The organism is Epilithonimonas sp. (assembly GCF_036780765.1).
In the GTDB taxonomy this organism is placed as follows: domain Bacteria; phylum Bacteroidota; class Bacteroidia; order Flavobacteriales; family Weeksellaceae; genus Epilithonimonas.
Map to the genome: position 1 here is coordinate 524,209 of NZ_DAIQCG010000001.1, position 22,901 is coordinate 547,109.

General features: G+C 36.0%; 21 protein-coding genes. 10 read left to right on the forward strand and 11 right to left on the reverse strand.

Going from position 1 to position 22,901, the window contains the following annotated elements:
* The first annotated feature begins 76 nt into the window (after positions 1 to 76).
* The 3 genes from V7P73_RS02520 to V7P73_RS02530 are packed head-to-tail and all read left to right on the forward strand — an operon-like array spanning position 77 to position 3,364.
* Positions 77 to 679, forward strand: a complete 603-nt coding sequence (locus V7P73_RS02520; protein WP_333851208.1) for a SprT-like domain-containing protein — start codon at positions 77 to 79, stop codon at positions 677 to 679.
* A complete protein-coding gene (locus tag V7P73_RS02525) occupies positions 669 to 1,748 on the forward strand; it encodes a mannose-1-phosphate guanylyltransferase (protein WP_333851210.1) in 1,080 nt (359 codons plus the stop codon). The genes V7P73_RS02520 and V7P73_RS02525 overlap by 11 nt, the downstream gene beginning before the upstream one ends.
* Positions 1,749 to 1,807: 59 nt before the next feature.
* Positions 1,808 to 3,364: a YifB family Mg chelatase-like AAA ATPase gene (locus V7P73_RS02530; protein ID WP_333851542.1), complete on the forward strand. Its 1,557-nt coding sequence runs from the start codon at positions 1,808 to 1,810 to the stop codon at positions 3,362 to 3,364.
* Here the strand turns inward: V7P73_RS02530 and rnhA are convergent.
* On the reverse strand, positions 3,361 to 3,843 hold the full coding sequence (rnhA, locus tag V7P73_RS02535) for a ribonuclease HI (RefSeq protein WP_333851212.1): 483 nt from the start codon (positions 3,841 to 3,843) through the stop codon (positions 3,361 to 3,363). The genes V7P73_RS02530 and rnhA overlap by 4 nt on opposite strands.
* 9 nt (positions 3,844 to 3,852) lie before the next feature.
* On the reverse strand, positions 3,853 to 5,424 hold the full coding sequence (gene dnaB / locus V7P73_RS02540; protein WP_333851213.1) for a replicative DNA helicase: 1,572 nt from the start codon (positions 5,422 to 5,424) through the stop codon (positions 3,853 to 3,855).
* Positions 5,425 to 5,609: 185 nt separating this feature from the next.
* Here dnaB and V7P73_RS02545 point away from each other — a divergent pair, with 185 nt between their 5' ends.
* Together V7P73_RS02545 and V7P73_RS02550 are read left to right on the forward strand one after the other, a co-directional pair.
* Positions 5,610 to 7,073: a DUF5687 family protein gene (locus V7P73_RS02545; RefSeq protein WP_333851215.1), complete on the forward strand. Its 1,464-nt coding sequence runs from the start codon at positions 5,610 to 5,612 to the stop codon at positions 7,071 to 7,073.
* Positions 7,074 to 7,251: 178 nt separating this feature from the next.
* Positions 7,252 to 7,962: an ABC transporter ATP-binding protein gene (locus tag V7P73_RS02550; protein WP_333851217.1), complete on the forward strand. Its 711-nt coding sequence runs from the start codon at positions 7,252 to 7,254 to the stop codon at positions 7,960 to 7,962.
* A 118-nt stretch (positions 7,963 to 8,080) separates the two neighbouring features.
* Here V7P73_RS02550 and V7P73_RS02555 read toward each other — a convergent pair whose 3' ends face one another.
* The 3 genes from V7P73_RS02555 to fumC form a co-directional block, all read right to left on the reverse strand.
* Complete coding sequence (locus tag V7P73_RS02555) at positions 8,081 to 8,410, reverse strand: DMT family transporter (protein WP_089873615.1); 330 nt, start codon at positions 8,408 to 8,410, stop codon at positions 8,081 to 8,083.
* A gap of 74 nt (positions 8,411 to 8,484) precedes the next feature.
* Entirely contained in the window at positions 8,485 to 9,045 is a 561-nt protein-coding gene (locus V7P73_RS02560; protein WP_333851219.1) for a Crp/Fnr family transcriptional regulator, read from the reverse strand.
* A 79-nt stretch (positions 9,046 to 9,124) separates the two neighbouring features.
* Positions 9,125 to 10,519, reverse strand: coding sequence for a class II fumarate hydratase (gene fumC, locus V7P73_RS02565; RefSeq protein WP_333851220.1), 1,395 nt, complete (start codon positions 10,517 to 10,519; stop codon positions 9,125 to 9,127).
* Between the two features lie 138 nt (positions 10,520 to 10,657).
* Here fumC and V7P73_RS02570 point away from each other — a divergent pair, with 138 nt between their 5' ends.
* The 3 genes from V7P73_RS02570 (at position 10,658) to prfA (ending at position 13,968) form a co-directional block, all read left to right on the forward strand.
* Positions 10,658 to 12,265 carry a fumarate hydratase gene (locus V7P73_RS02570; protein ID WP_333851222.1) on the forward strand — a complete coding sequence of 536 codons (1,608 nt, stop codon included), beginning with the start codon at positions 10,658 to 10,660 and terminating at the stop codon, positions 12,263 to 12,265.
* A 92-nt stretch (positions 12,266 to 12,357) separates the two neighbouring features.
* Positions 12,358 to 12,633 carry a hypothetical protein gene (locus V7P73_RS02575; protein WP_312420306.1) on the forward strand — a complete coding sequence of 92 codons (276 nt, stop codon included), beginning with the start codon at positions 12,358 to 12,360 and terminating at the stop codon, positions 12,631 to 12,633.
* 246 nt (positions 12,634 to 12,879) lie between these two features.
* On the forward strand, positions 12,880 to 13,968 hold the full coding sequence (prfA, locus tag V7P73_RS02580) for a peptide chain release factor 1 (protein WP_333851224.1): 1,089 nt from the start codon (positions 12,880 to 12,882) through the stop codon (positions 13,966 to 13,968).
* 47 nt (positions 13,969 to 14,015) lie between these two features.
* On the opposite strand, the gene V7P73_RS02585 is transcribed toward prfA, so the two are convergent.
* Both V7P73_RS02585 and V7P73_RS02590 read right to left on the reverse strand, forming a co-directional pair.
* Positions 14,016 to 14,441: a DUF6146 family protein gene (locus V7P73_RS02585; RefSeq protein WP_333851226.1), complete on the reverse strand. Its 426-nt coding sequence runs from the start codon at positions 14,439 to 14,441 to the stop codon at positions 14,016 to 14,018.
* Between the two features lie 272 nt (positions 14,442 to 14,713).
* Positions 14,714 to 15,919: an endonuclease/exonuclease/phosphatase family protein gene (locus V7P73_RS02590; protein WP_333851228.1), complete on the reverse strand. Its 1,206-nt coding sequence runs from the start codon at positions 15,917 to 15,919 to the stop codon at positions 14,714 to 14,716.
* A 222-nt stretch (positions 15,920 to 16,141) separates the two neighbouring features.
* Here V7P73_RS02590 and V7P73_RS02595 point away from each other — a divergent pair, with 222 nt between their 5' ends.
* Positions 16,142 to 19,021: a carboxypeptidase-like regulatory domain-containing protein gene (locus V7P73_RS02595; protein ID WP_333851230.1), complete on the forward strand. Its 2,880-nt coding sequence runs from the start codon at positions 16,142 to 16,144 to the stop codon at positions 19,019 to 19,021.
* An 11-nt stretch (positions 19,022 to 19,032) separates the two neighbouring features.
* Positions 19,033 to 20,445 carry a DUF5689 domain-containing protein gene (locus tag V7P73_RS02600; protein ID WP_333851232.1) on the forward strand — a complete coding sequence of 471 codons (1,413 nt, stop codon included), beginning with the start codon at positions 19,033 to 19,035 and terminating at the stop codon, positions 20,443 to 20,445.
* A 56-nt stretch (positions 20,446 to 20,501) separates the two neighbouring features.
* On the opposite strand, the gene V7P73_RS02605 is transcribed toward V7P73_RS02600, so the two are convergent.
* From V7P73_RS02605 to V7P73_RS02620, 4 genes are read right to left on the reverse strand one after another with little or no spacing between them, the layout of a single operon-like run.
* Positions 20,502 to 21,095, reverse strand: a complete 594-nt coding sequence (locus V7P73_RS02605; protein WP_333851234.1) for a DUF4126 domain-containing protein — start codon at positions 21,093 to 21,095, stop codon at positions 20,502 to 20,504.
* A 44-nt stretch (positions 21,096 to 21,139) separates the two neighbouring features.
* Complete coding sequence (rnpA, locus tag V7P73_RS02610; protein WP_333851236.1) at positions 21,140 to 21,511, reverse strand: ribonuclease P protein component; 372 nt, start codon at positions 21,509 to 21,511, stop codon at positions 21,140 to 21,142.
* 3 nt (positions 21,512 to 21,514) lie between these two features.
* Complete coding sequence (locus V7P73_RS02615; protein ID WP_333851238.1) at positions 21,515 to 22,240, reverse strand: tRNA threonylcarbamoyladenosine dehydratase; 726 nt, start codon at positions 22,238 to 22,240, stop codon at positions 21,515 to 21,517.
* On the reverse strand, positions 22,233 to 22,856 hold the full coding sequence (locus V7P73_RS02620) for a TatD family hydrolase (protein ID WP_333851240.1): 624 nt from the start codon (positions 22,854 to 22,856) through the stop codon (positions 22,233 to 22,235). The genes V7P73_RS02615 and V7P73_RS02620 overlap by 8 nt, the downstream gene beginning before the upstream one ends.
* Positions 22,857 to 22,901: the final 45 nt, after the last annotated feature.

A 22,901-nucleotide genomic window follows, 5' to 3' on the forward strand; every position in this document is an offset into this window, starting at 1 on the left:
AAAAACCGATTATCCTCCAATAAAATAGTATTAAATGATTGGAATGATTAATTTTGTGCAACATTCAATTTTATTAATGTCAATCAACACTTTAGAGCAATATCTTCCCGATAATACTTTTCCTTTTCTGAAAAAGTGGTTCTCGGATTATTACATCCATATCAAGATTACGAAGAATAGAAACAGCAAATTAGGAGATTACAGCAAATTGCCAGACCAATCACATCAGATAACAGTTAATTCTACTTTAGATAAACAATTGTTCTTTTTTGTATTAACCCACGAGTTGGCGCATCTTATTGCTTTTGAGAAGTTTAATTTCAGAATCAGCGCACATGGGAAAGAATGGAAGGATACTTTTCGGGATATGCTTGTGGAAAGCATTGATATTTATACAGAAGACCTAAAACCTATTATTGCAAAGTTTTCTAAAAACCCCAAAGCCAACTTTATGGCAAGTCCAGAATTAGTTCGTTATTTTCATATCGAAAATCCTGAAGATAATTTTGTTTTTGTTGAGGATTTGTTAATTAATGAAGAATTTCACTACAAAGGAGACGGTTACAGGTTATTAGAAAAAAAGAAAAAGTTATATCTTTGCGTTAACTTGAAAAACTCAAAAAAATATCTCTTTCGTGCTTTAGCGAAAGTAGAAAAATTAACATTAAATGAAGAATAATAATTATTGCGTTATAATGGCGGGAGGTATTGGAAGCCGTTTTTGGCCGATGAGTACCCAGAAATTTCCAAAGCAATTTCAAGATATATTAGGGACGGGAAGAACAATGATTCAGCAGACTTTTGACAGAATCAGTCAGTTAATTCCAGCAGAGAATATTTATGTTATTACCAATCAGGAGTATACAGAATTAACCCAGCAGCAATTACCAGATGTTTCGGTAAATAATATCGTTGGTGAACCAGCGATGAAAAATACTTCTGCGTGTAATCTTTATATGGCAAAAAAAATACATGATGTTAATAATGAGGCTAATATCATTGTAATGCCTGCAGATCATTTGATTTTGAAAGAAAAAACTTTTCTTGATAAAGTTGAGTTGGCTTTTGAGTTGGCTTCTAAAAATGACTACTTAATTACATTAGGAATTACGCCAACAAGACCTGATACGGGTTATGGTTACATCCAATTCATTCCGGAGAAAGATGAAGTTATTTCTAAGGTTAAAACGTTTACAGAAAAACCAAATTTGGAAATAGCTAAAAGTTTTATCGAGTCTGGAGATTTCCTTTGGAACGCAGGAATTTTTGTGTGGCGTGTAAAAAGCATTTTGTCTGCCTTCACAAAATATTTGCCCGAAATGTCCAACCAATTCAATGGTTGCGAATACAATACAGCAGCAGAAAAAGAATACATTGATGTGATTTATCCAATCGTTAGCAAAATTTCTATAGACAACGGGATTTTGGAAAAAGCTGATAATGTTTATGTAATTCCGGCAAATATTGGCTGGAGCGATCTAGGAACTTGGACGTCGGTTTACACCAATGCAGATAAAAATGATGATAATAACGCCATCAACTCCAAAAATGTGTTGACTTACAACTCCAAAGGAAACGTTATCAGAATCAAAAATCAGAACAAAGCTGCAATAATCGATGGTTTGAAAAATTATATTATTGTAGATACAGAAAAAGCCTTACTAATCTGTCCAAGAGAAAACGATCAGCTTATCAAAGATTATGTTCTAGATTTGAAGAATCTTAAAAAAGGCGATAGATTTATGTGATTTTAAAAAAAAATCAATAAGAATTTAGCAACTCTTTGTATTTATCAAAGAGTTTTTTTATTTTTAAGACAAATAAAAAACAAATGCTTGTTAAAGTTTATGGAGCCGCCATACACGGCGTTTCTGCTCAGATTATTACGATAGAAGTTAATGTAGATCAAGGCGTTGGCTATCATTTAGTCGGCTTGCCGGATAATGCTATCAAAGAAAGCAGTTACAGGATTTCTGCAGCTTTGAAGAATTCTGGGTTCAAAATTCCGGGCAAGAAAATTACAATTAATATGGCGCCAGCAGATCTTAGGAAAGAAGGTTCTGCTTATGATATGAGTATTGCTTTGGGGATTCTCGCAGCGTCGGATTTGATCAAAGCAGACAATTTAGGAGAATACATTATTATGGGAGAATTGTCCCTTGATGGCGGACTTCAGCCGATAAAAGGTGTTTTACCAATTGCCATCAAAGCCAGAGAAGATGGTTACAAAGGCATTATTCTTCCAAAACAAAATGCAAGAGAAGCAGCAATTGTAAACAATCTGGATGTTTACGGGGTGGAGAATATCAAACAAGTTATTGAGTTTTTTAATGATGAAGTCCCTTTAGAGAAGTTTGAGATTGATACAAGGAAAGAATTTCAGGATAAAATAGATCATTTTCCATTTGACTTTGATGAAGTTAAAGGACAGGAAGCGGCCAAACGCGCCATGGAAGTTGCAGCAGCCGGCGGTCATAATATCATTCTGATTGGTTCTCCTGGAAGTGGAAAAACGATGATTGCAAAGAGACTACCGAGCATTCTTCCACCTTTAAACTTGAAAGAAGCTTTGGAAACTACAAAAATCCATTCGGTAGCTGGAAAAATTGGAGCAGAAACTTCGTTGATGACAATAAGACCTTTTCGCTCACCGCATCATACCATTTCGGATGTAGCACTTGTTGGCGGAGGAAGCTATCCTCAACCAGGTGAGATTTCTTTAGCTCATAATGGCGTTTTATTTTTGGATGAAATGCCTGAATTTAAACGTGCAGTTCTCGAAGTAATGAGACAGCCTTTGGAAGATAGAGTAGTTACAATTTCTCGAGCTAAATTTACCATCGAATATCCAGCAAGTTTTATGCTTGTAGCGAGTATGAACCCTAGTCCCAGCGGGTATTTTCCAGATGATCCTAATAATACTTCTTCGCCATTGGAAATGCAACGGTATATGAACAAATTATCGGGACCTCTTTTAGACAGGATTGATATCCATATAGAAGTTTCAAAGGTTGAATACGAACAATTAGCTGAAAAAAGAAAAGGTGAAAGCAGTCTGAAGATCCGTGAAAGAGTGATTGGAGCAAGAAATAAGCAAACTGAGAGATATAAAGATCTCGACATCAATTATAATGCGCAGATGGGTCCAAAAGAGATAGAAAAACATTGCGAACTGGATGATTATTCACAATTATTACTTAAAACAGCAATGCTAAAGCTCAATCTTTCTGCAAGAGCTTATGACAGGATTTTGAAGGTTGCCAGAACAATTGCCGATTTGGAAAACTCAGAAAATATCCAAGGCGATCATATTTCGGAAGCGATACAGTACAGAAGTTTGGATCGTGATTTTTGGAACGCCTAAAACATTGCGCCTTCAATCGGATTCTCAAAGAAAGTATCGATTTCTAAGTTTCCAGATTTAGAAGCAGCAACAGCTAATTGGTCACAGATTTCATTTTCAGGATGACCGGCGTGACCTTTGATCCAATGAAATTTGGGTTGATGAAGCTGATAGAGTTTGTAGAAAGCTTTCCAAAGGTCAGGGTTTTTCACGTTTTTCCAGCCTCGTTTTATCCATCCGAAAATCCATTTTTGATTAATGGCATCAGCAACATATTTGCTATCCGTATAGATATGCACATCATTGTCAGACGTTCTCAGATTTCCCAAGGCAACAATCACCGCCATCAGTTCCATTCGGTTGTTGGTGGTTTTTCGAAAGCCTTTAGAATAGGTTTTCTGATATTTTTTTTCGGGTACACGCATCAGTATTCCGTAACCGCCAGGTCCGGGATTTCCACTGCACGCACCGTCTGTAAAGATTTCGACTTTTAAACTCAAACCAAAAAATTAGAAAGGCATATCATCATCGTCATCATTCATCGCTGAGCCGGAAACTTGATTGTTACTGGGCAATCCAAATGCTGAATGCGGGTCACTTGTAATGGTAATTCTATCAAACCCAGAAGGTTCATCTTTCTGTCCGAAGTTAGAAGGCGTGTATTCGTAATTAGTTCCAAGGTCGGCAAACTTACCGATATTCTTATGGAAGGCTAAGCGAACATCTGCCGTTGCACCATTTCTATGTTTAGCGATGATAATCTCTGCTTGATTTTCTGTACTGGTTTCGGCACCATCCTCATCATTATCCCAAACCGCGATTTTGTAATATTCTGGTCGGAAGATGAAAGATACGATATCGGCATCCTGCTCAATTGCTCCGGATTCCCTAAGGTCAGAAAGCATTGGTCTTTTTCCTGGACGTGTTTCCACACTTCTGGAAAGCTGAGATAGTGCAATTACAGGAACGTTCAATTCTTTTGCGATGGCTTTTAGGGAACGAGAAATCATCGAAATCTCTTGCTCACGGTTTCCTCCACCTTTTCCGGAGCTAGCGGTCATCAGTTGGAGATAATCGACCATAATCATCTTCACGCCGTGTTGCATGACCAGTCTTCGGCACTTTGCTCGGAAATCGAATATCGAAAGTGAAGGTGTTTCATCAATATAAAGTGGCGCATTTTCTAATGCAGAAACGTTGGTGAAGAGCCTTTGCCACTCATCATCAGACATTTGACCTTTTCTTAATTTCTCAGAAGAAATTCCGGTTTCAGAAGAAATCATCCTTGTAATCAACTGAACCGATGCCATCTCCAGAGAGAAAAGTGCCATTGGGATATTGTGGTCCACGCAAATATTTCTTGCCATCGATAGGATAAAAGCTGTTTTTCCCATCGCCGGTCTTGCCGCAATAATGATGAGGTCAGAGTTTTGCCAACCTCCGGTTTCTTTATCAAGGGCTGTAAATCCAGAAGGAACACCAGATAAACCTTCTTTATCTTTTAACGATTTGATTTTGTCAATCGCTTCTTTTACTAATGAATTGGCAGTGTCGAATCCTTTTTTGATGGTTCCGTTCGTGATTTCAAAAAAAGATTGTTCAGCTTTGTCCAACAATTCGAAAACATCGGTTGATTCTTTGTAAGAACTCTCGATAACATTTGCAGAAACATTAATCAATGAACGAAGAATGAACTTCTCCAAAATCACACGCACGTGATATTCTATATGGGCAGAAGAACTTACACCCATTGTCAAATCTATGATATAATGGTCGCCCCCGGCAAGATTCAGTTTTTCATTCTTTTTCAAATCCTGAATCACCGTCATCAAATCGATAGGAGAGTTGCTCTCATACAATTTTAAAATTGATGCGAAAATCGTCTGATGCCTTGGGTCGTAAAAAACATCAGGCGTTAATAAATCGATGGAATGGTCAAGCCCTTTTCTGTCTATTAGAAAAGTTCCGATTACAATCCTTTCAAAATCCAAAGCATTGGGCGGCATTTTGCCATCTGAAATAGAGAGTTCCTTTGCAAAATTACCGTGAATCAAACTCGATAATGTATCTTTCTGTGCCATTGTACAAAGATAGAATTTTTATGACTTTCAATAATTTTAGTTATGAGAAAACAACTAACATTTATCGGGACATAATGTTAGTAAATCAAAATTATTTGTAACATTTCACTGTAATATCGAACTTAATAGATATAAACATTAGCAAATTCTAAATTTCATTAAATTTAACAAAAAAAGAAATCTCTATGCTGCAACGATTTATAAGATTAGAATTCAAAAGTTTTTTCAGATCCAGTTCTTTGGCGACTAATATTGTTGTTAAGATTTTCCAGCTTTTGGGAATGTTGTATTTTCTGGCGATGTTTGTGTTTATAGCTTTCGGAGCGTACTATTTTCCGAAAAAAGAATTGCATATCGACCCATTGCCATTCATCAGCAAGTTTATGATTTATTGGCTGATAGCAGATTTGTTCCTGAGATATTTTTTCCAGCAAATGCCAACACAGAATATCAAACCTTTCCTGACGATGAACATAAAGAAAACTACGCTCGTCAATTATATGATTAGCAAGACGTTTCTGTCATTTTTCAGTTGGGGTGGACTTTTTATTTATCTGCCGTTATTAGGAATTTTGCTTTATAACGGTTATTCAGTTTTGGGCAGTTTCTCTTGGATTTTGGCAGTAATTATTCTGAGCTTTAGCATTAACTTGATTAATATTCTTCTCAATGGTAAAGATTTAGCCGTTTGGGTTATTGGTGGACTTTTGGTTCTTGCAGGCGGATTGGATTACTACAATATTATTGCGCTTTCATCAGCTTCTGAACAATTTTTTATGATGTTTTATAACCATTGGTATTCGGTTGCAATACCTATTGTGATATTTGGTCTTCTTTATGGTTTCTGTAGAAAATTCATTTACGATAATTTCTATCTTGACAAAGGTCTTGAAATGAAACAGGAAGTTGGCAAAACAGAAAACATCCAATTTCTGAATAAATATGGAGTTCTTGGAACTTTTATCAACAACGATATCCGAATGATAAAACGAAGCAAGGCTGCAAAATCTATCGCTTTGGGAAGTTTTCTATTCTTGTTTTATGGATTGCTTTTGTTCAGTTCTCCCGCTTACAAAACCGCATATATGCAACTATTTATGGGGCTTTTCGTAACTGGTGGATTTCTGTTTTTGTTCGGGCAAAGAGTTCCTTCTTTTGATAGTTCCTATTATCCGCTGATGATGACGCTGAACGTTCCTTACAAAGAATATCTGAATGCCAAATGGTGGATGATTGTGAGTGCTGTGGCCGTGAGTATGATTTTGGCAGTTGGTTATGCATTCGTGAGTTGGGATTTGTATTTCACGTTTTTGGCGGCTGGACTTTACAATGTCGGTGTCAATTCTCAGGTCGTTTTGTTGTCCGGCGCATTTAACAAAAACCCGATTGACCTCAATGCGAGAGGAAAAACATTGGGAAAGAAAAATAACTTCAGTTTCAAAAATATCCTACTTCTTTTGCCACAAATGGTTTTGCCAATGGCAGTTTTCGGAGTTTCAAAATATTTTTTCGGAACAACTGCAGCTGTAGCAAGTTTAGGCGTTTTGGGATTGATTGGCTTTTTCCTAAGAGAAAAATTCTTCGATTTTATTGTCAAGTTGTACAAAAAAGAAAAATACTCAACCATCAAAGCATTCAAAGGAAATTAATATAATTTGGGCCGCTATTTCCATCTTCCGCTCCCAAACCTAACGAAGTGGTTCGACGAAGTCAATCTTTTTATTTTTTTTGCAAAAAACAAAAAGGATTTCCGCTCAAGCCGGGCTGCGTGCAATTCTCTGTTAATTAAATCTAACATCTAAAATCTCACTTCTAACATCTATAAAAATGATAACAATAAATAACCTTTCCAAAGTTTACGAAACCAAAAAAGTCTTATCCATAGAAAACCTCGATTTCCAAAAAGGTCAAACCATTGGTTTGGTTGGGAACAACGGTGCAGGAAAAACCACATTATTCAGTTTGATTCTGGATTTGATAGAACCAAGTTCAGGATTTGTTTCCATTGACGGAGAGAAAGTCAACGAGTCTGAAAATTGGAAAAATAAAGTCGGTGCGTTTATCGATGAAACTTTTCTGATTGGCTATTTGACTCCGGAAGAATATTTTTATTTCTTAGGAGAACTCAGAGGACAAAGCAAAGCTAATGTAGACGAATTCCTGAAAAACTTCAACGATTTTTTCAACGGAGAAATACTGAATGCCAAAAAATACATCCGCGACCTTTCCAAAGGAAATATGAAAAAAGTCGGAATTATCGGAGCGCTAATCGGAACGCCTGCGATTATTATTTTGGATGAACCTTTTGCGAATCTTGACCCTTCAACACAAATTAAATTGAAAAACCTCATCAGAGATTGGTCACAAAACTCAGATTCTACATTCCTAATTTCCAGCCACGATTTGGCTCACACGACAGAAGTTTGCGAAAGAATTGTAGTCATCAACAAAGGCGAATTGGTAAGAGATATCCAAACTTCACCGGAAACGCTGAGAGATTTGGAGCAATATTTTGCAGACCAAGTTTCGGTTGGTTGAATTTAATATCTCGCTGATGTTGCAGATAATGCTTATTTAAAATTTCATCTGCTCAATTTGCGAAATCTGCGAGAATTTTCTCAGAAAATAAAGCCTCAGAATTTCTGAGGCTTTTTTATTAATGTGAAGAAACGGCTTTCAGTCCAACGATGGAAGCAATTAAAGTGAAAATAAAAAATAATCGCCAGAATGTTGCCGGTTCTTTGAAGATAAAAATTCCAACCAGAACAGTTCCCACCGCTCCGATTCCCGTCCAGACTGCGTAAGCTGTTCCCAACGGAAGTGTTTGTGTTGCTTTGATTAACAGAAGCATACTTGCAATTAATGATATTCCAAATCCTGCGTACCAAAGGTAAGATTCGGTTCCTGATGTTTCTTTGGCTTTTCCTAAACAAGATGTGAATCCAACTTCAAAAAGACCGCCAAGAATTAAAAAAATCCAGTTCATTTATTTATCAATTTTAATAATGCAAATTTCCGAATTGGATGCTAAGGATTTTTTTACAAATGTTAAAAAAATAATCAAATTTCACTTCGGATTCTGCTCAGACTAACTTGAGTAATTCCTAAATAAGAAGCGATGTAACCCAATTGAACTCGCTGAATAATCTCGGGTTGTTTTGTCAAAAGCTCTTCATAACGTTGACTAGCTGTTCTGAACTGTCTGGAAATGAATAGTTCTTCCGTTTTTACCAATTCTTTCTCTGCTAGTTTCCTTCCCCAATTCGCGATATTGATATCTGTTTCAAATAGTTTTCGCAAATCATTTATTTTCAATTGGTACAAAACACAATCTTCCAAAAGCTGAATGTTTTCATAATTCTGATGATTATCAACATAACTTTTCATCGGCAAAACCACGTCGCCTTCTTTCCCAAACCAAAATGTCAAATTCTGACTTTCCTGAGGAACAAAAGCTCTTACAATTCCTTTTTTAATAAAATAAATCGTTTTCTCAACTTTTCCGGATTTTATGATAATGCTGTCTTTCGGTAACTCAATTTCTGAAATCAAATTCTTTAAAACGGATTTAGAGTTTTCTGGAAGTTTGAAAATTTGGTCCAGAATTGTATCAATATTCATAAGCGAAATTTAATAAAAATAAAAACTCCGAGCATTACCTCGGAGTCTGTCTATTATCGTTTGTCTAAAAGTCTATCATCTATTTAAGACTTCCAACCATATCCTCTGGTTTCACCCACTCGTCAAACTGTTCAGCAGTCAATAATCCAAGATTAACCGCTTCTTCTTTCAAAGTAGTTCCATTTTTGTGAGCTGTTTTAGCAATTTTCGCTGCGTTTTCGTAACCGATGTGCGTGTTAAGCGCAGTTACCAACATCAATGATTTGTCAACCAATTCTTTGATTCTCGGTTTGTTTGGCTCAATTCCAACGGCGCAATGGTCGTTGAAAGAAATCATCGCATCAGCCAACAATTGAGCAGATTGCAAGAAGTTCGCCGCCATTACAGGTTTGAAAACATTCAGTTCATAATTTCCCTGCGTTCCTGCAAAAGAAATAGTCGTATCATTTCCAAGAACCTGAGCGCAAACCATAGTCAAAGCTTCGTTTTGTGTAGGATTTACTTTTCCGGGCATAATAGAAGAACCAGGTTCGTTCTCTGGAATGTGAATTTCGCCAATTCCAGAACGTGGACCAGAAGCTAGTAATCTAACATCTTGAGCAATTTTATAAAGAGAAACCGCCAATTGTTTCAACGCACCGTGAGTTTCCACAATTCCGTCGTGCGCTGCCAAAGCCTCGAATTTATTTGGAGCCGTTACAAAAGGAAGACCTGTGAAGTCTGCAATATATTTAGCAACCGCAACATCATAGCCTTTTGGAGTGTTAAGTCCAGTTCCAACCGCAGTTCCACCAAGAGCCAACTCTTTCAAATGGTCAAGCGTATTATTAATTGCTTTCTTAGCATAATCCAATTGAGCAACATAACCGGAAAATTCTTGTCCAAGTGTCAAAGGCGTCGCATCCATAAGGTGCGTTCTGCCGATTTTTACAATATTCTGGAATTTTTTCGCTTTTTCATCCAATGTATTTCTCAATTTTTCCAAAGCTGGAAGCGTGTCTTTTACAACCTTAGTATAAGCTGCAATATGCATCGCTGTTGGATAAGTATCGTTGGAAGACTGAGATTTGTTGACGTCGTCATTGGGATGAACTTCCGTTTTTTCGCCTAATTGTCCTCCACCGTTTACGTGAGATTTATTGGCAACAACCTCGTTAACGTTCATATTAGATTGTGTTCCCGAACCGGTTTGCCAAATCACTAATGGAAATTGGTCATACAATTCTCCTGCAAGAATTTCGTCGCAAACTTTTCCGATTGCATCTCTTTTTTCATTAGAAAGAACGCCCAATTCCGCATTGGTATAAGCTGCCGCTTTTTTTAGGTAAGCAAATGCATCGATGATTTCGCGAGGCATACTTCCTTCCGGACCGATTTTGAAATTATTTCTAGAGCGCTCTGTTTGCGCACCCCAAAATTTATCAGCAGGCACTTGCACTTCGCCCATCGTGTCTTTTTCTATTCTGTAATTCATTATAATTTTTATTTAGATAATAATTGTATAAAGTTATTTAAAACCATTACAAATAACGAGCAAAACAAATGATTATCATCAGATTTTAGCAAATATTTTTCTGGTCGGAGTAAATTTACGCGGTTTTAAAATAAAATAATGGATTTCATATATCAGGATCCGTATCCGATTCTAAAAGATGATACGGTTTACAAAAAATTGACTTCGGACTTCGTAAAAGTTGAAAAATTAGGAGACAGAGAAATTTTAACCATCGATCCGAAAGGACTCGAACTTTTGGCGGAAGAAGCAATGGCAGACGTTTCTTTTATGCTCCGTTCTTCACATTTGGAAAGTCTTAGAAGAATTATTGATGATCCTGAAGCGACTGATAACGACAGATTTGTGGCTTATAACTTATTGCAAAATGCAGCGGTTGCAGTAGAAGGCGCTTTACCGTCTTGTCAAGATACAGGAACAGCAATTGTGATGGGTAAAAAAGGAGAAAATGTTTACACTGGTGTTGATGATGCTGAATATCTAAGCAAAGGGATTTTTAATACTTATCAAAAAAGAAACTTAAGATATTCTCAGGTGGTTCCTTTGACGATGTTTGATGAGAAAAACTCGGGTTCAAATCTTCCGGCGCAGATTGATATTTATGCTAAAAAAGGAGATTACTACGAATTCCTATTCCTAACAAAAGGAGGAGGTTCTGCCAACAAAACATTCCTTTATCAAAAAACAAAATCTTTACTGAATGAAAAATCTCTTGAAGAATTTATCAAAGAGAAAATTTCAGATTTGGGAACAGCTGCCTGTCCTCCTTATCACTTGGCTTTGGTGATTGGTGGAACTTCTGCAGAGGCTAACTTAGCAGCCGTTAAAAAAGCATCAGCGAAATATTATGATAATCTTCCGACCGAAGGAAATGAAGCTGGACAGGCTTTCAGAGATTTGGAATGGGAAGCAAAAGTTCAGAAAATCTGCCAGGAAAGTGCAATTGGAGCACAGTTTGGCGGAAAATATTTAACACACGACGTCAGAGTAATCAGATTACCGCGTCACGCCGCTTCTTGTCCGGTTGGAATGGGCGTTTCCTGTTCAGCAGACCGAAATATCAAAGGAAAAATTACGAAAGAAGGTATTTTTCTGGAGCAATTAGAACAAGATCCAAAAAGATTTTTGCCTGCAACGCCACCTCATTTGGAAGAAGCGGTTGAGATTGATCTGAATAAACCAATGCCAGAAATTCTAGCCGAGCTTTCCAAATATCCCATCAAAACAAGATTGAAGTTGACCGGAACTTTGATTGTTGCAAGAGATATTGCTCACGCAAAGATTAAAGAATTATTGGATGCTGGACAGCCAATGCCTGAATATTTTAAAAACCACCCCATTTATTACGCAGGACCGGCTAAAACTCCGGAAGGAATGGCTTCAGGAAGTTTCGGGCCAACAACGGCAGGAAGAATGGATGTATATGTAGATGAGTTCCAAAGTCACGGCGGAAGTATGATTATGCTTGCGAAAGGTAACAGAACAGCAGATGTGACCAATGCCTGCCACAAATATGGAGGTTTTTATTTAGGCTCTATCGGAGGTCCCGCTGCAATTTTAGCAAAGGATAATATTCTTTCTGTTGAGGTGGTAGATTTCCCAGAATTAGGAATGGAAGCAGTAAGAAAAATCGAAGTGAAAGATTTCCCTGCGTTCATTATTACAGATGATAAAGGCAATGATTTCTTCGCAAATCTTGCGCATTAGTTAATTTAAATTTAAAATAAATAGTAAAAATCAGCTTTTATCTTTTGTCTTAAAAAGAAAAAGTCCTATTTTTGCTCAAAATATATAGCATTATGATGTTATCAGCTTTTTGGCCGTTTTACCAATTTCTTTGGACCGTTTATTTCTTCACAATGATGTTGTGCGGATTCTGGTGTATTTTGATGTTTTTCGGATTTATCGTACCACTTTGGTTAACTGAAGGTGTTGCGGAATATTTTGGGAAAATCAACAAAAACTTTGACCCGGAAAAAGTACGATACAAAAAATTGTATGAACAAGAAGGTGTGGAAGTTATCTACCAAAGACCTGCAGGAGAAAAACCAGTTTCTCACGGTCATCACCACTAATTTGGCAATTTTCTTTTCGTGAGAGATTGCACTCAAAGCGAAACAATATATAAAAAAGTCCATCCTTTAAGGAATGGACTTTTCTGTTTTTAACCACAAAGACAAAAAAAGATTCATAAGGAGAATAATTAAATTACTAATAATAGATAGAGTCTTTGGTGAATATAATTTGGAAACTTCCATCATCCATCATCCCGCTTCCATCTTAAAAGTTAAATCCGTATCTTTGCAAACTAAAATTTACCTATGTCTAAGTCATTAATTCCGAAACTGGAAGCGATAAAACAACGATATAACGAGGTTGCAGACCTTATCATCCAGCCGGATGTTATTTCTGACCAAAAAAAATACTCTACACTCAACAAAGAATACAGCGATTTGGGAAAAATCGTGAAAGTTTTTGATGAATATAAAAATGCCTTGGATACAATTGCTGAATCTGACGAAATCATTGCTGACGGTTCTGATAAAGAATTCGTGGAAATGGCCAAGGAAGAAAAATATGAAGCTATGGAAAAACTTCCTGCTTTTGAGGAAGAATTGAAATACCTTCTAATTCCGAAAGACCCCGCTGATGATAAAAACATCATTCTGGAAATGCGTTCTGGAACTGGAGGAGACGAAGCTGCTATTTTTGTGGAGGATATGTACAGAATGTACACGATGTATTTCAAAACAAGAGGTTGGAAGCACGAAGTTACCGATTCCAGTGAAGCGTCTAAAGGTTATAAAGAACTCATAATGAAAGTTCAAGGGGAAAGCGTTTACGGAATTATGAAATTCGAGTCTGGAGTTCATCGTGTTCAGCGTGTTCCTGAAACCGAATCTCAAGGTCGTGTACATACTTCTGCAATCACGATTGCCGTTTTACCGGAAGCTGAAGAAGTGGACGTTGAAATCAATCCTGCTGATATAGAAATGCAGACTTCTCGTTCAGGAGGTGCTGGTGGACAAAACGTAAACAAAGTTGAGACTAAAGTTCAGTTAACACACAAACCTTCTGGATTGGTTGTAGTTTGCCAGCAAGCCCGTTCTCAGTTGGCTAACAGAGAGTTAGCTATGGAAATGCTGCGTGCAAAATTGTACGACATCAAACTTCAGGAAGTGGTTGGTGATATTGCGGCACAAAGAAAAACAATGGTTTCCACAGGTGACCGTTCTGCAAAAATCAAAACTTATAATTATCCTCAGGGAAGGGTTACAGACCACAGAATCAACAAATCTATGTATAATCTGGATGCTTATATGAACGGCGATATACAGGAAATGATGGATGCTGTGATAATGGCAGAAAATGCAGAAAAGCTAAAAGGAGAAGAAGAAGGAATTGCATAATTTCTCTTTAACTATAAAAATTAAAGACTGCAGTTTTGCAGTCTTTTTTATTTTGTTTTATCGACTCCTCTTAATCCATTAAATTGGATTCCGTATTTCCAGTTGCAATAAGCGAAGAACTGATATAATCTGTATTCGAAGTCAAAGCCATAATTTTCTTTTTGGTCATAATTTATGGCGACTTCATAAAAATTCGGATTGATTCCTGAATAGAACCTACTGTTCCATTCGATAACAAGAATTTGATTTCGAGATTTTAAACTACTTTCCGTGAACATTGATTTTGGTTGAGCTTTTGTTGTTACAAAGGTTTCATATTCGGTATCGAAAACGGTGATTTCCCATTCATCCGCAGAATCTGTCTTTTTCTGGGTTGATAAAGAATGATTTTGATTTTCAGGCGATGGTTTTGAGGTTGTGGAACAAGACCAGATAAATCCTGAAATAATTAATATGGCGATGAGGTTTTTCATTTTTTAATGATTTCTTTAAAGTTATAACATATTTTATAACCAGATGAATGGCTTGCAGCCCAACTTGAGCGGAAATCCTTTTTGTTATTGCGATGGTACAAAAGTACAACAGATTGCTTCACTTCGTTCGCAATGGCAAAAAGATTGACTACGTCGAACCGCTTCGTTAGGTTTGGGAGCGGAAGGCGGATAAAGCTGCCCAAATAATTCAACTATCATAAACAAAAAACCGTTTCAAATTTTGAAACGGTTGATATATGATAGAATTTTTCTTAAGGTGTTGGATCTTTTTGCAAAATCACAAATGCTGGGAAGTGGTCGGAATAACCACCTGTGAATTGATCTCCAGCCCAGGATCTAAAAGGATAACCTTTGTAATTTCCTTCCTTGGTTACAAGATATGCGGGAGCAAATATTTCGGTTTTAAATATTGTATAATCTTTTCTAATCTCATTACTAGGAGCATAAAGATTTGAAGAAACAATAATCTGATCAAACAAGTTTGGAGCATCTTGATAAGCTAACGATGCAATTCCTTTCTTATATAAAGGATACATAAGGTTAAGGTAATGATTCTCTTCTGTTAAATTTTTAGGGTTACCCACAGCTTTTAGATAGTTTTTAAGACTAGGACTTATAGGATCGTCATTAAAATCTCCCATTGCAAACAATTTTGTAGAAGGATCCAAAGCTTTCACACTATCCATTTCTTTTCTAAGAACAGTGGCTGCAAGATTTCTTTTTGGTAAAGAAACAGCTTCTCCTCCTCTTCTAGATGGCCAGTGATTTAAGAAAAAGGCTACCTTTTCGTTATCTAAAAAACCAGTAACAACAAGAATGTCTCTTGTATATTCTCTATTTCCACTTTCACCAAAAATTTTCACTTCTTTAGTCCAAGATTTGCTAGGAGTAAACCTTCTTTTCTGATAAATAAATGCAGGATCTATACCTCTATAATCATATCCATTATAATGAATGACACCATAATCATACTTAGCTAAAGCTGGTTCTTTTACAAGGTCTTCAACCACTTGTCTATTTTCAATTTCTAATAGACCTACAACCACAGGAGCTGTATTGGTGTAAGATTTTCCCATTTCGGAAATTACTTTTGCGGCATTTTCCAGTTTTTGTTTATATACTTTATATGTATAGTTCTTACTGCTTTTTGGAGTGAACTCTTCTGAACCACCTTGGATTCTTACCACTTTTTTTCCCACAAGTGACTCATCATTCCAAGGACCTTTGTAATCTTTTTCTGTAACTTCCAGATATTTTATAGAATCCAAAGGTACGCTTCTGTGAAATGCAGGGTTGCTTCTATCTTTTGTTCCATCTATATAATCTGCGGAACGAACGGTATCCCAAAGGTTTTCAACGTTTAAGAATCCAACTGTCGCCGCACGAACTTGTCTTTTTTGTTGTGCAGATAATAAGGAAATACTTAAGATAGCTATCAAGCTTAAAATATTTTTCATATATAAAAAAATGTAAGGCTACAAAAGTAATTTTTTTTGAATAGTTGCAAAATAAAAATTTGATGTTTTTGAAAATTCATAATTATGTTTTAAATAATTGATGATTTGTTAAAATAAAAAAAATGTTAAAAAGTTATAATTATCAAAAATTTATATACATTTGCCTTCCGTGTTTAACGGACTGTATATTAGAAAAAAGAGCAAACAAAACCTAATTGATTTATGATTAAAAAATTATCATTAATCTCCTTGTTTACAGTGCTTCCAGCGTCATTTTATTTTGCACAGACTACGGTTTTTGCATACCTGAAAGATGCTGATGGAAAACCAGTAGAAAAAGCAAGAGTAGATCTAAAAGGAGAAGGTAATGATGTTACGGCAGACAAAATTGGTTATTTCCAATTTGTAGATTTGAAGACCGGGCATTATCAAATTGTGGTATCAAAGTCAAATTTCGAGACAAAAACTTTGGAATTTGATATTACTACTGAAAAAAGAAAAGACTTGGGGGTTATTACCCTTTATTCTACATTGACAGGAGCAGATCAAGGTCTTGCAATCCTTGATACTGGTGATGATGAAAATAGCGGACAATCTTCTACAGTTGGTCTTTTACAGTCTTCTCAGGATGTTTTCAATAGAATTGCAAGTTTTGACTTGGGAGCTTATTGGTTCAGACCTAGAGGTGTAGATGGTAGAACTTCAGAAAACATGTTGAATGGAGTTTCTATGGTAAAATCTGATAATGGTAATGTGGATTTCTCAAACTGGGGAGGTCTGAATGAGATTGTAAGATATCCAGAAATCGCTGCTAACCATTCTCCTTCAGAATATGCATTTGGTGGAGCAACTGGTGTTATTTACAAAAATACCAGAGCTAGCGAGTACAGAAAAGGTTTCCAAGCAGTTTATTCTATTACAAACAGAAATTACAGACAAAGAGTTTCTTTAAGATATTCTTCTGGAATGTCTAAGAGTGGCTGGGCTTTCACTTTGATGGGAGCTAAAAGATGGGCTGAAGAAGGCATCCAAGAAGGAACTTTCTATGATGCTTATGGAACTTATCTAGGTGTTGAGAAAAAATTCAGCGATAGTCACACAATGACTTTCAATGCTTTTGCTTCTCCATACAGAAGATCTACCGCAAGTCCAAGTACTCAAGAAGTTTATGACTACAGAGGTGTGCATTATAATTCTTATTGGGGATGGCAAGATGGAGAAAAAAGAAGTGAAAGAGTAAGAAAAGGTTTCCAACCAGTTTTCCAATTACAGGATTTTTGGAAAATTAATAAGAAATCAAACTTATGGACATCATTATCTTATCAATTTGGAAAAGATAAAGGATCTAGGCTAGATTGGCAAAGTGTACCAAACCCTTCTCCTACATATTACAGAAATCTACCAAGTTATTTCGGATCATTGAATGAAGATGCTTTCACATGGGATCCAAATTCTGGAACTTATCTAGCGGCAGGAGATGCTTATCAGGCATCTCGTACTGCTTGGCAAAATGGAGACCCAAATGTAACTCAAATCAATTGGAACAGATTATATGCTGCCAATATGGGACAGTCTCCTGTAACACAATATGGAGTAACAGGTAACAGAGCATTGTATTATCTAGTAAATGATGTAAGTGATGATAAAATCTGGAATGCTGCAACGCATTATACTTACAACTTTACGGATAAGACAAAATTTATGTTGAATGTCTCTTATCAGAACTATAGATCAGAGCTTTACAGAGAAGTTAATGATTTGTTAGGAGCTGATTTTGTATTCAACAAAGATCCGTTTGCGGCAACTAATAACCCTGGAACATCAGCTTTATATAATGAAGGAGAAACAGATGTTGCTAAAAAAGTTGGTGACAGATTACTTTATAACTATATCTTCAGAAGACAAGAGGTAAAAGTTAATCCAGGACTTAAGTTTTCAGAAGGCAAATTTGATGTTTTTGTTTCTGCACTTGCAGGCTATTCAACATCTAGCAGAGAAGGATTATTCAAGCACTATCTTTATGCTGATTCATTTGGAAAAAGCAAAGATTATGACTTCTGGAATTTTGGTTTGAAAGGACAGATTATCTATAAAATAAACGGGAGAAACTTCTTGGTTTATAATGGTTCATTCTTTTCCCAAGCACCATATTTAGAAGATTTATTCATCAACCCAAGACTTAATTCTTCTGTTGCACCAAATATTAAAAATACAGTTATCAATGCTAATGACTTGAGTTATGTGATTAATTCTCCATTGTTCAAAATAAGAGCATCAGTATTTTTAATTGATACTCAAAATGAAACAAGTGTACAGAGATTCTTTGCAGACGGTATCCAAATTGATAATTCTGCAAGTGGAGGAACTACAGATACTAATACAGGTGGACAATACATTCAGAGTGCTTTTGTAACACAGGTAATGTCTAATGTAGAGAAGAGAAATATGGGCGCAGAACTTGGCGTTGATTTCAAAGTATTACCTACATTATCCCTACAAGGTGTAGCTAGTTATGGTGAGTATACTTACCGTAACAATCCAGATGTTTATTTTGCTTCTGATGCAATTGGAGTTTTCGGAAACGGACAATCTTTTGTGCAGTTTGGTAAATCTGACCTTAAGAATTATAAACAAGGAGGAACACCACAAATGGCTTTCTCTGCTGGTTTTAGATATAATTCTCCAAAATATTGGTGGTTTGGTGCTAACTGGAATTATTTAGACAACAATTATTTAGATCCATCGGCACTATTAAGATCTCAAAGTTTTGTACAAAATAGTAACTCAGGAACACCTTATGCGAGTGCTACTCCAGATGAACTCAGAAGATTACTGGCGCCAAACAAATTACCTGCTGCTTATTTTATCAATGCAAACGTAGGTAAGTCTTGGATGTTTGGTAAATATTATTTGTTAATCTCTGCATCTGTAAATAATATCTTTGATAATACTAAGTATATTACTGGAGGTTTTGAGCAGACAAGAAACGTTAAATTTGATGGCTTCCAAGAAGATTTTAACAGAAGCCAAACATTATTCGCTCCTAAATATTGGTATACACAAGGGCGTTCTTATTTCGTTAATTTACAAGTTAGATTTTAAAAATTATAATAATGAAAACATATACAACAATCAAAACTTTGGTCTTTTCTGCAATCGTTGCGATGACCTATACTTCTTGTGTTAAAGATGATGACTGGAACGCTCCAGAGATTCTTTGCAATAACAGATTTGATGAACCTACAACCACAATGGCTGCTTTTGCTGCTTTAGCACCTACATCAGGTACTTACAAAATTCCGGCAGATGGAGCTCCTATAATTTTTGATGCTTATATTGTATCATCGGACGAAAATGGTAACTTTTATAAAACAATTTCTTTTCAAGATAAAGCAGAAAATCCAACTGTAGGATTGTCATTAGAAGTTGATAAAGCTTCTAATTATGCAGATTTTCCAGTAGGAGCGCATATCCGTATCAAGGCTAACGGTCTTGTTTTAGGATGGGATAGAGGTACTAGAAAAATTGGTTCTATTGACCCAACTTATGCTATTGGAAGAATCCCAAGTATCCTTTTGACAAGATATCTTGCAGGTGTTTGTAACGGAAATAATAGAATGGATATTGCTACTTTGGTACCAACAAAACTACCATCACTTAAGGATGCTAGTGCAGAAAAGTATTTGAATACTCTAGTATCTGTAGATAATGTTCAGTTTGCTAAAGAGTTAGTGTTACCTCAGCCAACAACTTTTATCAATTATATTGCAGGTGTTGGTCAAGATACTGATAGAGCTATAATAGACAAAACAGGTGAAACATCACTTATTAGAAACTCTGGATTTTCCACTTTTGGATCAAAATTATTACCTAAAGAATCAGGAGAATTAACCTTTGTTGTAAGTAGATATAATTCTGGATTCCAAATGTTGATCAGAAGTTTAAATGATATTAATTTTACTAAAGAGAGATTCGCAACGGGTATCGTAGGAGGAAGTGATATTAAATTCTTAGGATCTTTTACGGAAAATTTTGAAAGTTATCCTGCTAATGCTGCAGCGCCATATTTTAATAATTTCCCTAAGTATATAAACTATGCTGAACTTGGTAGTAGATATTGGGAAATTAGATCTTTTAATAGTAATAAGTATATTCAGCTATCAGCAAATGCGGCTCCAGCTCCAGGAATTATTCATACATACTTTATTGTCCCAGTTGATTTTACAGCGGCTAATTCATTTGCATTTAAAGTTAATGTTGGTTTCTATAACGGAGATGCTTTGAAAGTATATACTACTACAAATTACACAGCTGGTTCTGATATTTCAACAGCAACGTTGACTGATATCACTTCTAACTTCACTGTGCCTAAAACACCAGCTTCTGGATATGGAACATTAGCTCCTGCAGGAACTTATAATATCCCTGCGAGTGTTACTGGAAATGGATTTATTGTGTTCAAATATGAGGGTGTAAACCCAGGTGTAACGACTACAGTTCAAATTGACGATATTGTTGTAAACTAATAATCAGATTACATCCATTAAAAATAAAAAATCCCGCATTAGCGGGATTTTTTATTTTAGAATATTCCAGAATTCTGCGTCTTCATCTTCCTCCAAAGTTTCCGACCAAAAAACAAGACTGCAATAATCAATACAATTGCCAGTATAAAAGCAATAACGGGAAGAAAAATAGAAAGAACAGACATCAATCCAGCTCCGGCAGTTTCTGTGGTTGCGACAACATTATTGCCTATTCCTGCAGTTGTAGCTGTAGAAGCGGCTCGTGTTCCGGCAAATCCAGAAGCAATTGTAGCAGCAGTTCCTCCTCCGGCAATCAATGCCAAAGCCCACTGGGGAAATGTTCCCAACTCCATAAACTGACTTGCGAAAAGTATAGATCCTGCAATAGTTGCCAACGGAATAGAAAGCGTATCCAAAAAATTATCAACAACAGGAATATAATAAGCCAAAATCTCAATAACTGTTGCAACGCCAGTTGTGATAAGAGTTGGTAATCCAGAAAGCCATTCGAAATTATCACTCATCGGAATCCATCCAAGATAAGATGAAAGGCTAACCGCAAATAGAGGTAGAAAGACTCGAAAACCAGAAGCGGCAGCTAATCCAATTCCGATAAAAGTGCTCAGAAGGTAAGGTAAAATATGTTCCATTTGTAATTTCTTTGAGAATAAAATTACAAATTAAATAGAAATGTTTATCCAGTTCTTTTCTTACAAAGATTAAGAAACTGTTTTTCAACTACTGAAAAACTTTCGGGCAATTCCTTAGATGCCCAAAAAAGCATTGCGATAGATTGGTCTCCAAAAGCATTGATATAAGCAGATTTGTTTAGTCGATAAGATTCTCTTAACAAGCGCTTTATGCGGTTTCTGTCAACAGCTCTTTTGAAAAATTTCTTTGAAACAGAAACACCTATTTTATGATTATCAATCGTAAGTTTATCCGAAGATTTTAGATGAATAATTCTGATGTTATCTACAGAAAGCCACTTCCCTTTAGCAAAAAGCAAATCTATCTCGTATTTTTTTTTCAGTTTTTCGTGAGAAGGGTAGCTGTTTGTATCCAAAATTTATTGTCTTCCAGTTAAATGATTGATAACTTCTGCAGCAGCATATAAGCCAAAAAGTGCAGGAATGAAACTGATTGTTCCATAGAAAGATCTCTTAAAATTACTTCCATCAGTCATTTTCAAGCTGTTTTCATCTTGTACTTCTGTTGAGAAAACGCAACGGAAACCTTTGTTGATTTTCTCTTTTTTCAAACGTTTTCTTACTTGTCTTGCCAATAGACAATCTCTTGTTTTATGCAGATCGCGAACCATTACTTTGCTTGGGTCAGTCTTTCCACCAGCTCCCATAGATGAAACTAATTTGACTTTGTTTCTGCGGCAAGTTATCATTAATGCTATTTTCGGGGTCAAAGAATCGATGCAGTCCAAAACGTAATCGAATTTTTCTGACTTGATTAATTCTTCCATTCTTTCCGGCTCCAAAAACTCATTGATTTTTGTAAGCTCAAGATTGGGATTGATATCCATTAATCGGTCTCCAACCAACTCTACTTTATGTTGTCCAACTGTAGAATGAAGCGCTGGTAATTGTCGGTTAATATTGGTTATGTCAACAACATCGCCATCAGCAATAATCATTTTTCCGATTCCTGCTCTTGCCAAAAATTCTGCTGCAAAAGAACCAACACCGCCTAACCCAACAACTAAAACCTTAGCGTTTTGCAGTTTTTCAATGCCTTCATCTTTTATCAGTAATTCGGTGCGTTCTAACCAAAATTTATCCATAATTAACAACATTTTCAAGATTCTCCCACATTTGGTTTTTCAGGTTTTCCAAAGAAATGGATTTGATTTCTGAAACTTTTTCATATAATTCTGCAATGTCAAAATCTGCATCATCAGTTTCCAAAAACATCTTTTGGATGGGAAAATCTTTAATCAATTTTTGCAAAGATAAGTTTTCTAAACCTGCTTTTCCAAAACTGAGATAAAACCCCGCTTCCAAAAGCTCTTTTCCAATATTTTCTTTTTTATTGAAACCGTGAATTACCAATGGAACTTTAGTTTTTTTATAATGTAAAATCTGCGAAAACCTACGAACGCAATGGATGATAATTGGCTTCTTGATTTCTTCTGCCCAAGAAATATGATTTTGAAAGATTTCGTTTTGAAGATTTTCATCGATGTTAATTAATCCGTCTAAACCACATTCGCCGATAGCAAGGCAGTTTTTTGATAAAGAAATTTCTTTGATTTTTTCGAAATCGGATTTCCAGTTTTCTGAAATATCTTTTGGATGCAAACCAACCGAAAAATTACCTTGTGGAATCTCTTCGTTGAGATTCAAGTTATAAATCCCGGTTTTATTTTGTTTGTGATGATGAAAATCCAAAAAATCCATAGTCAAAGATATGAAATTAATGAATTTTTTTGAACGATGAATTGC

Coding starts and splice junctions, on each gene's coding strand:
- V7P73_RS02615 (WP_333851238.1), bottom strand. CDS start 22,240: ATGGATAAATTTTGGTTAGAACGCACCGAATTACTGATAAAAGATGAA.
- V7P73_RS02525 (WP_333851210.1), top strand. CDS start 669: ATGAAGAATAATAATTATTGCGTTATAATGGCGGGAGGTATTGGAAGC.
- V7P73_RS02560 (WP_333851219.1), bottom strand. CDS start 9,045: ATGAATATTGATACAATTCTGGACCAAATTTTCAAACTTCCAGAAAAC.
- V7P73_RS02575 (WP_312420306.1), top strand. CDS start 12,358: ATGATGTTATCAGCTTTTTGGCCGTTTTACCAATTTCTTTGGACCGTT.
- prfA (WP_333851224.1), top strand. CDS start 12,880: ATGTCTAAGTCATTAATTCCGAAACTGGAAGCGATAAAACAACGATAT.
- V7P73_RS02545 (WP_333851215.1), top strand. CDS start 5,610: ATGCTGCAACGATTTATAAGATTAGAATTCAAAAGTTTTTTCAGATCC.
- V7P73_RS02590 (WP_333851228.1), bottom strand. CDS start 15,919: ATGAAAAATATTTTAAGCTTGATAGCTATCTTAAGTATTTCCTTATTA.
- dnaB (WP_333851213.1), bottom strand. CDS start 5,424: ATGGCACAGAAAGATACATTATCGAGTTTGATTCACGGTAATTTTGCA.
- V7P73_RS02555 (WP_089873615.1), bottom strand. CDS start 8,410: ATGAACTGGATTTTTTTAATTCTTGGCGGTCTTTTTGAAGTTGGATTC.
- V7P73_RS02605 (WP_333851234.1), bottom strand. CDS start 21,095: ATGGAACATATTTTACCTTACCTTCTGAGCACTTTTATCGGAATTGGA.
- V7P73_RS02550 (WP_333851217.1), top strand. CDS start 7,252: ATGATAACAATAAATAACCTTTCCAAAGTTTACGAAACCAAAAAAGTC.
- V7P73_RS02620 (WP_333851240.1), bottom strand. CDS start 22,856: ATGGATTTTTTGGATTTTCATCATCACAAACAAAATAAAACCGGGATT.
- fumC (WP_333851220.1), bottom strand. CDS start 10,519: ATGAATTACAGAATAGAAAAAGACACGATGGGCGAAGTGCAAGTGCCT.
- V7P73_RS02585 (WP_333851226.1), bottom strand. CDS start 14,441: ATGAAAAACCTCATCGCCATATTAATTATTTCAGGATTTATCTGGTCT.
- V7P73_RS02595 (WP_333851230.1), top strand. CDS start 16,142: ATGATTAAAAAATTATCATTAATCTCCTTGTTTACAGTGCTTCCAGCG.
- V7P73_RS02570 (WP_333851222.1), top strand. CDS start 10,658: ATGGATTTCATATATCAGGATCCGTATCCGATTCTAAAAGATGATACG.
- V7P73_RS02520 (WP_333851208.1), top strand. CDS start 77: ATGTCAATCAACACTTTAGAGCAATATCTTCCCGATAATACTTTTCCT.
- V7P73_RS02600 (WP_333851232.1), top strand. CDS start 19,033: ATGAAAACATATACAACAATCAAAACTTTGGTCTTTTCTGCAATCGTT.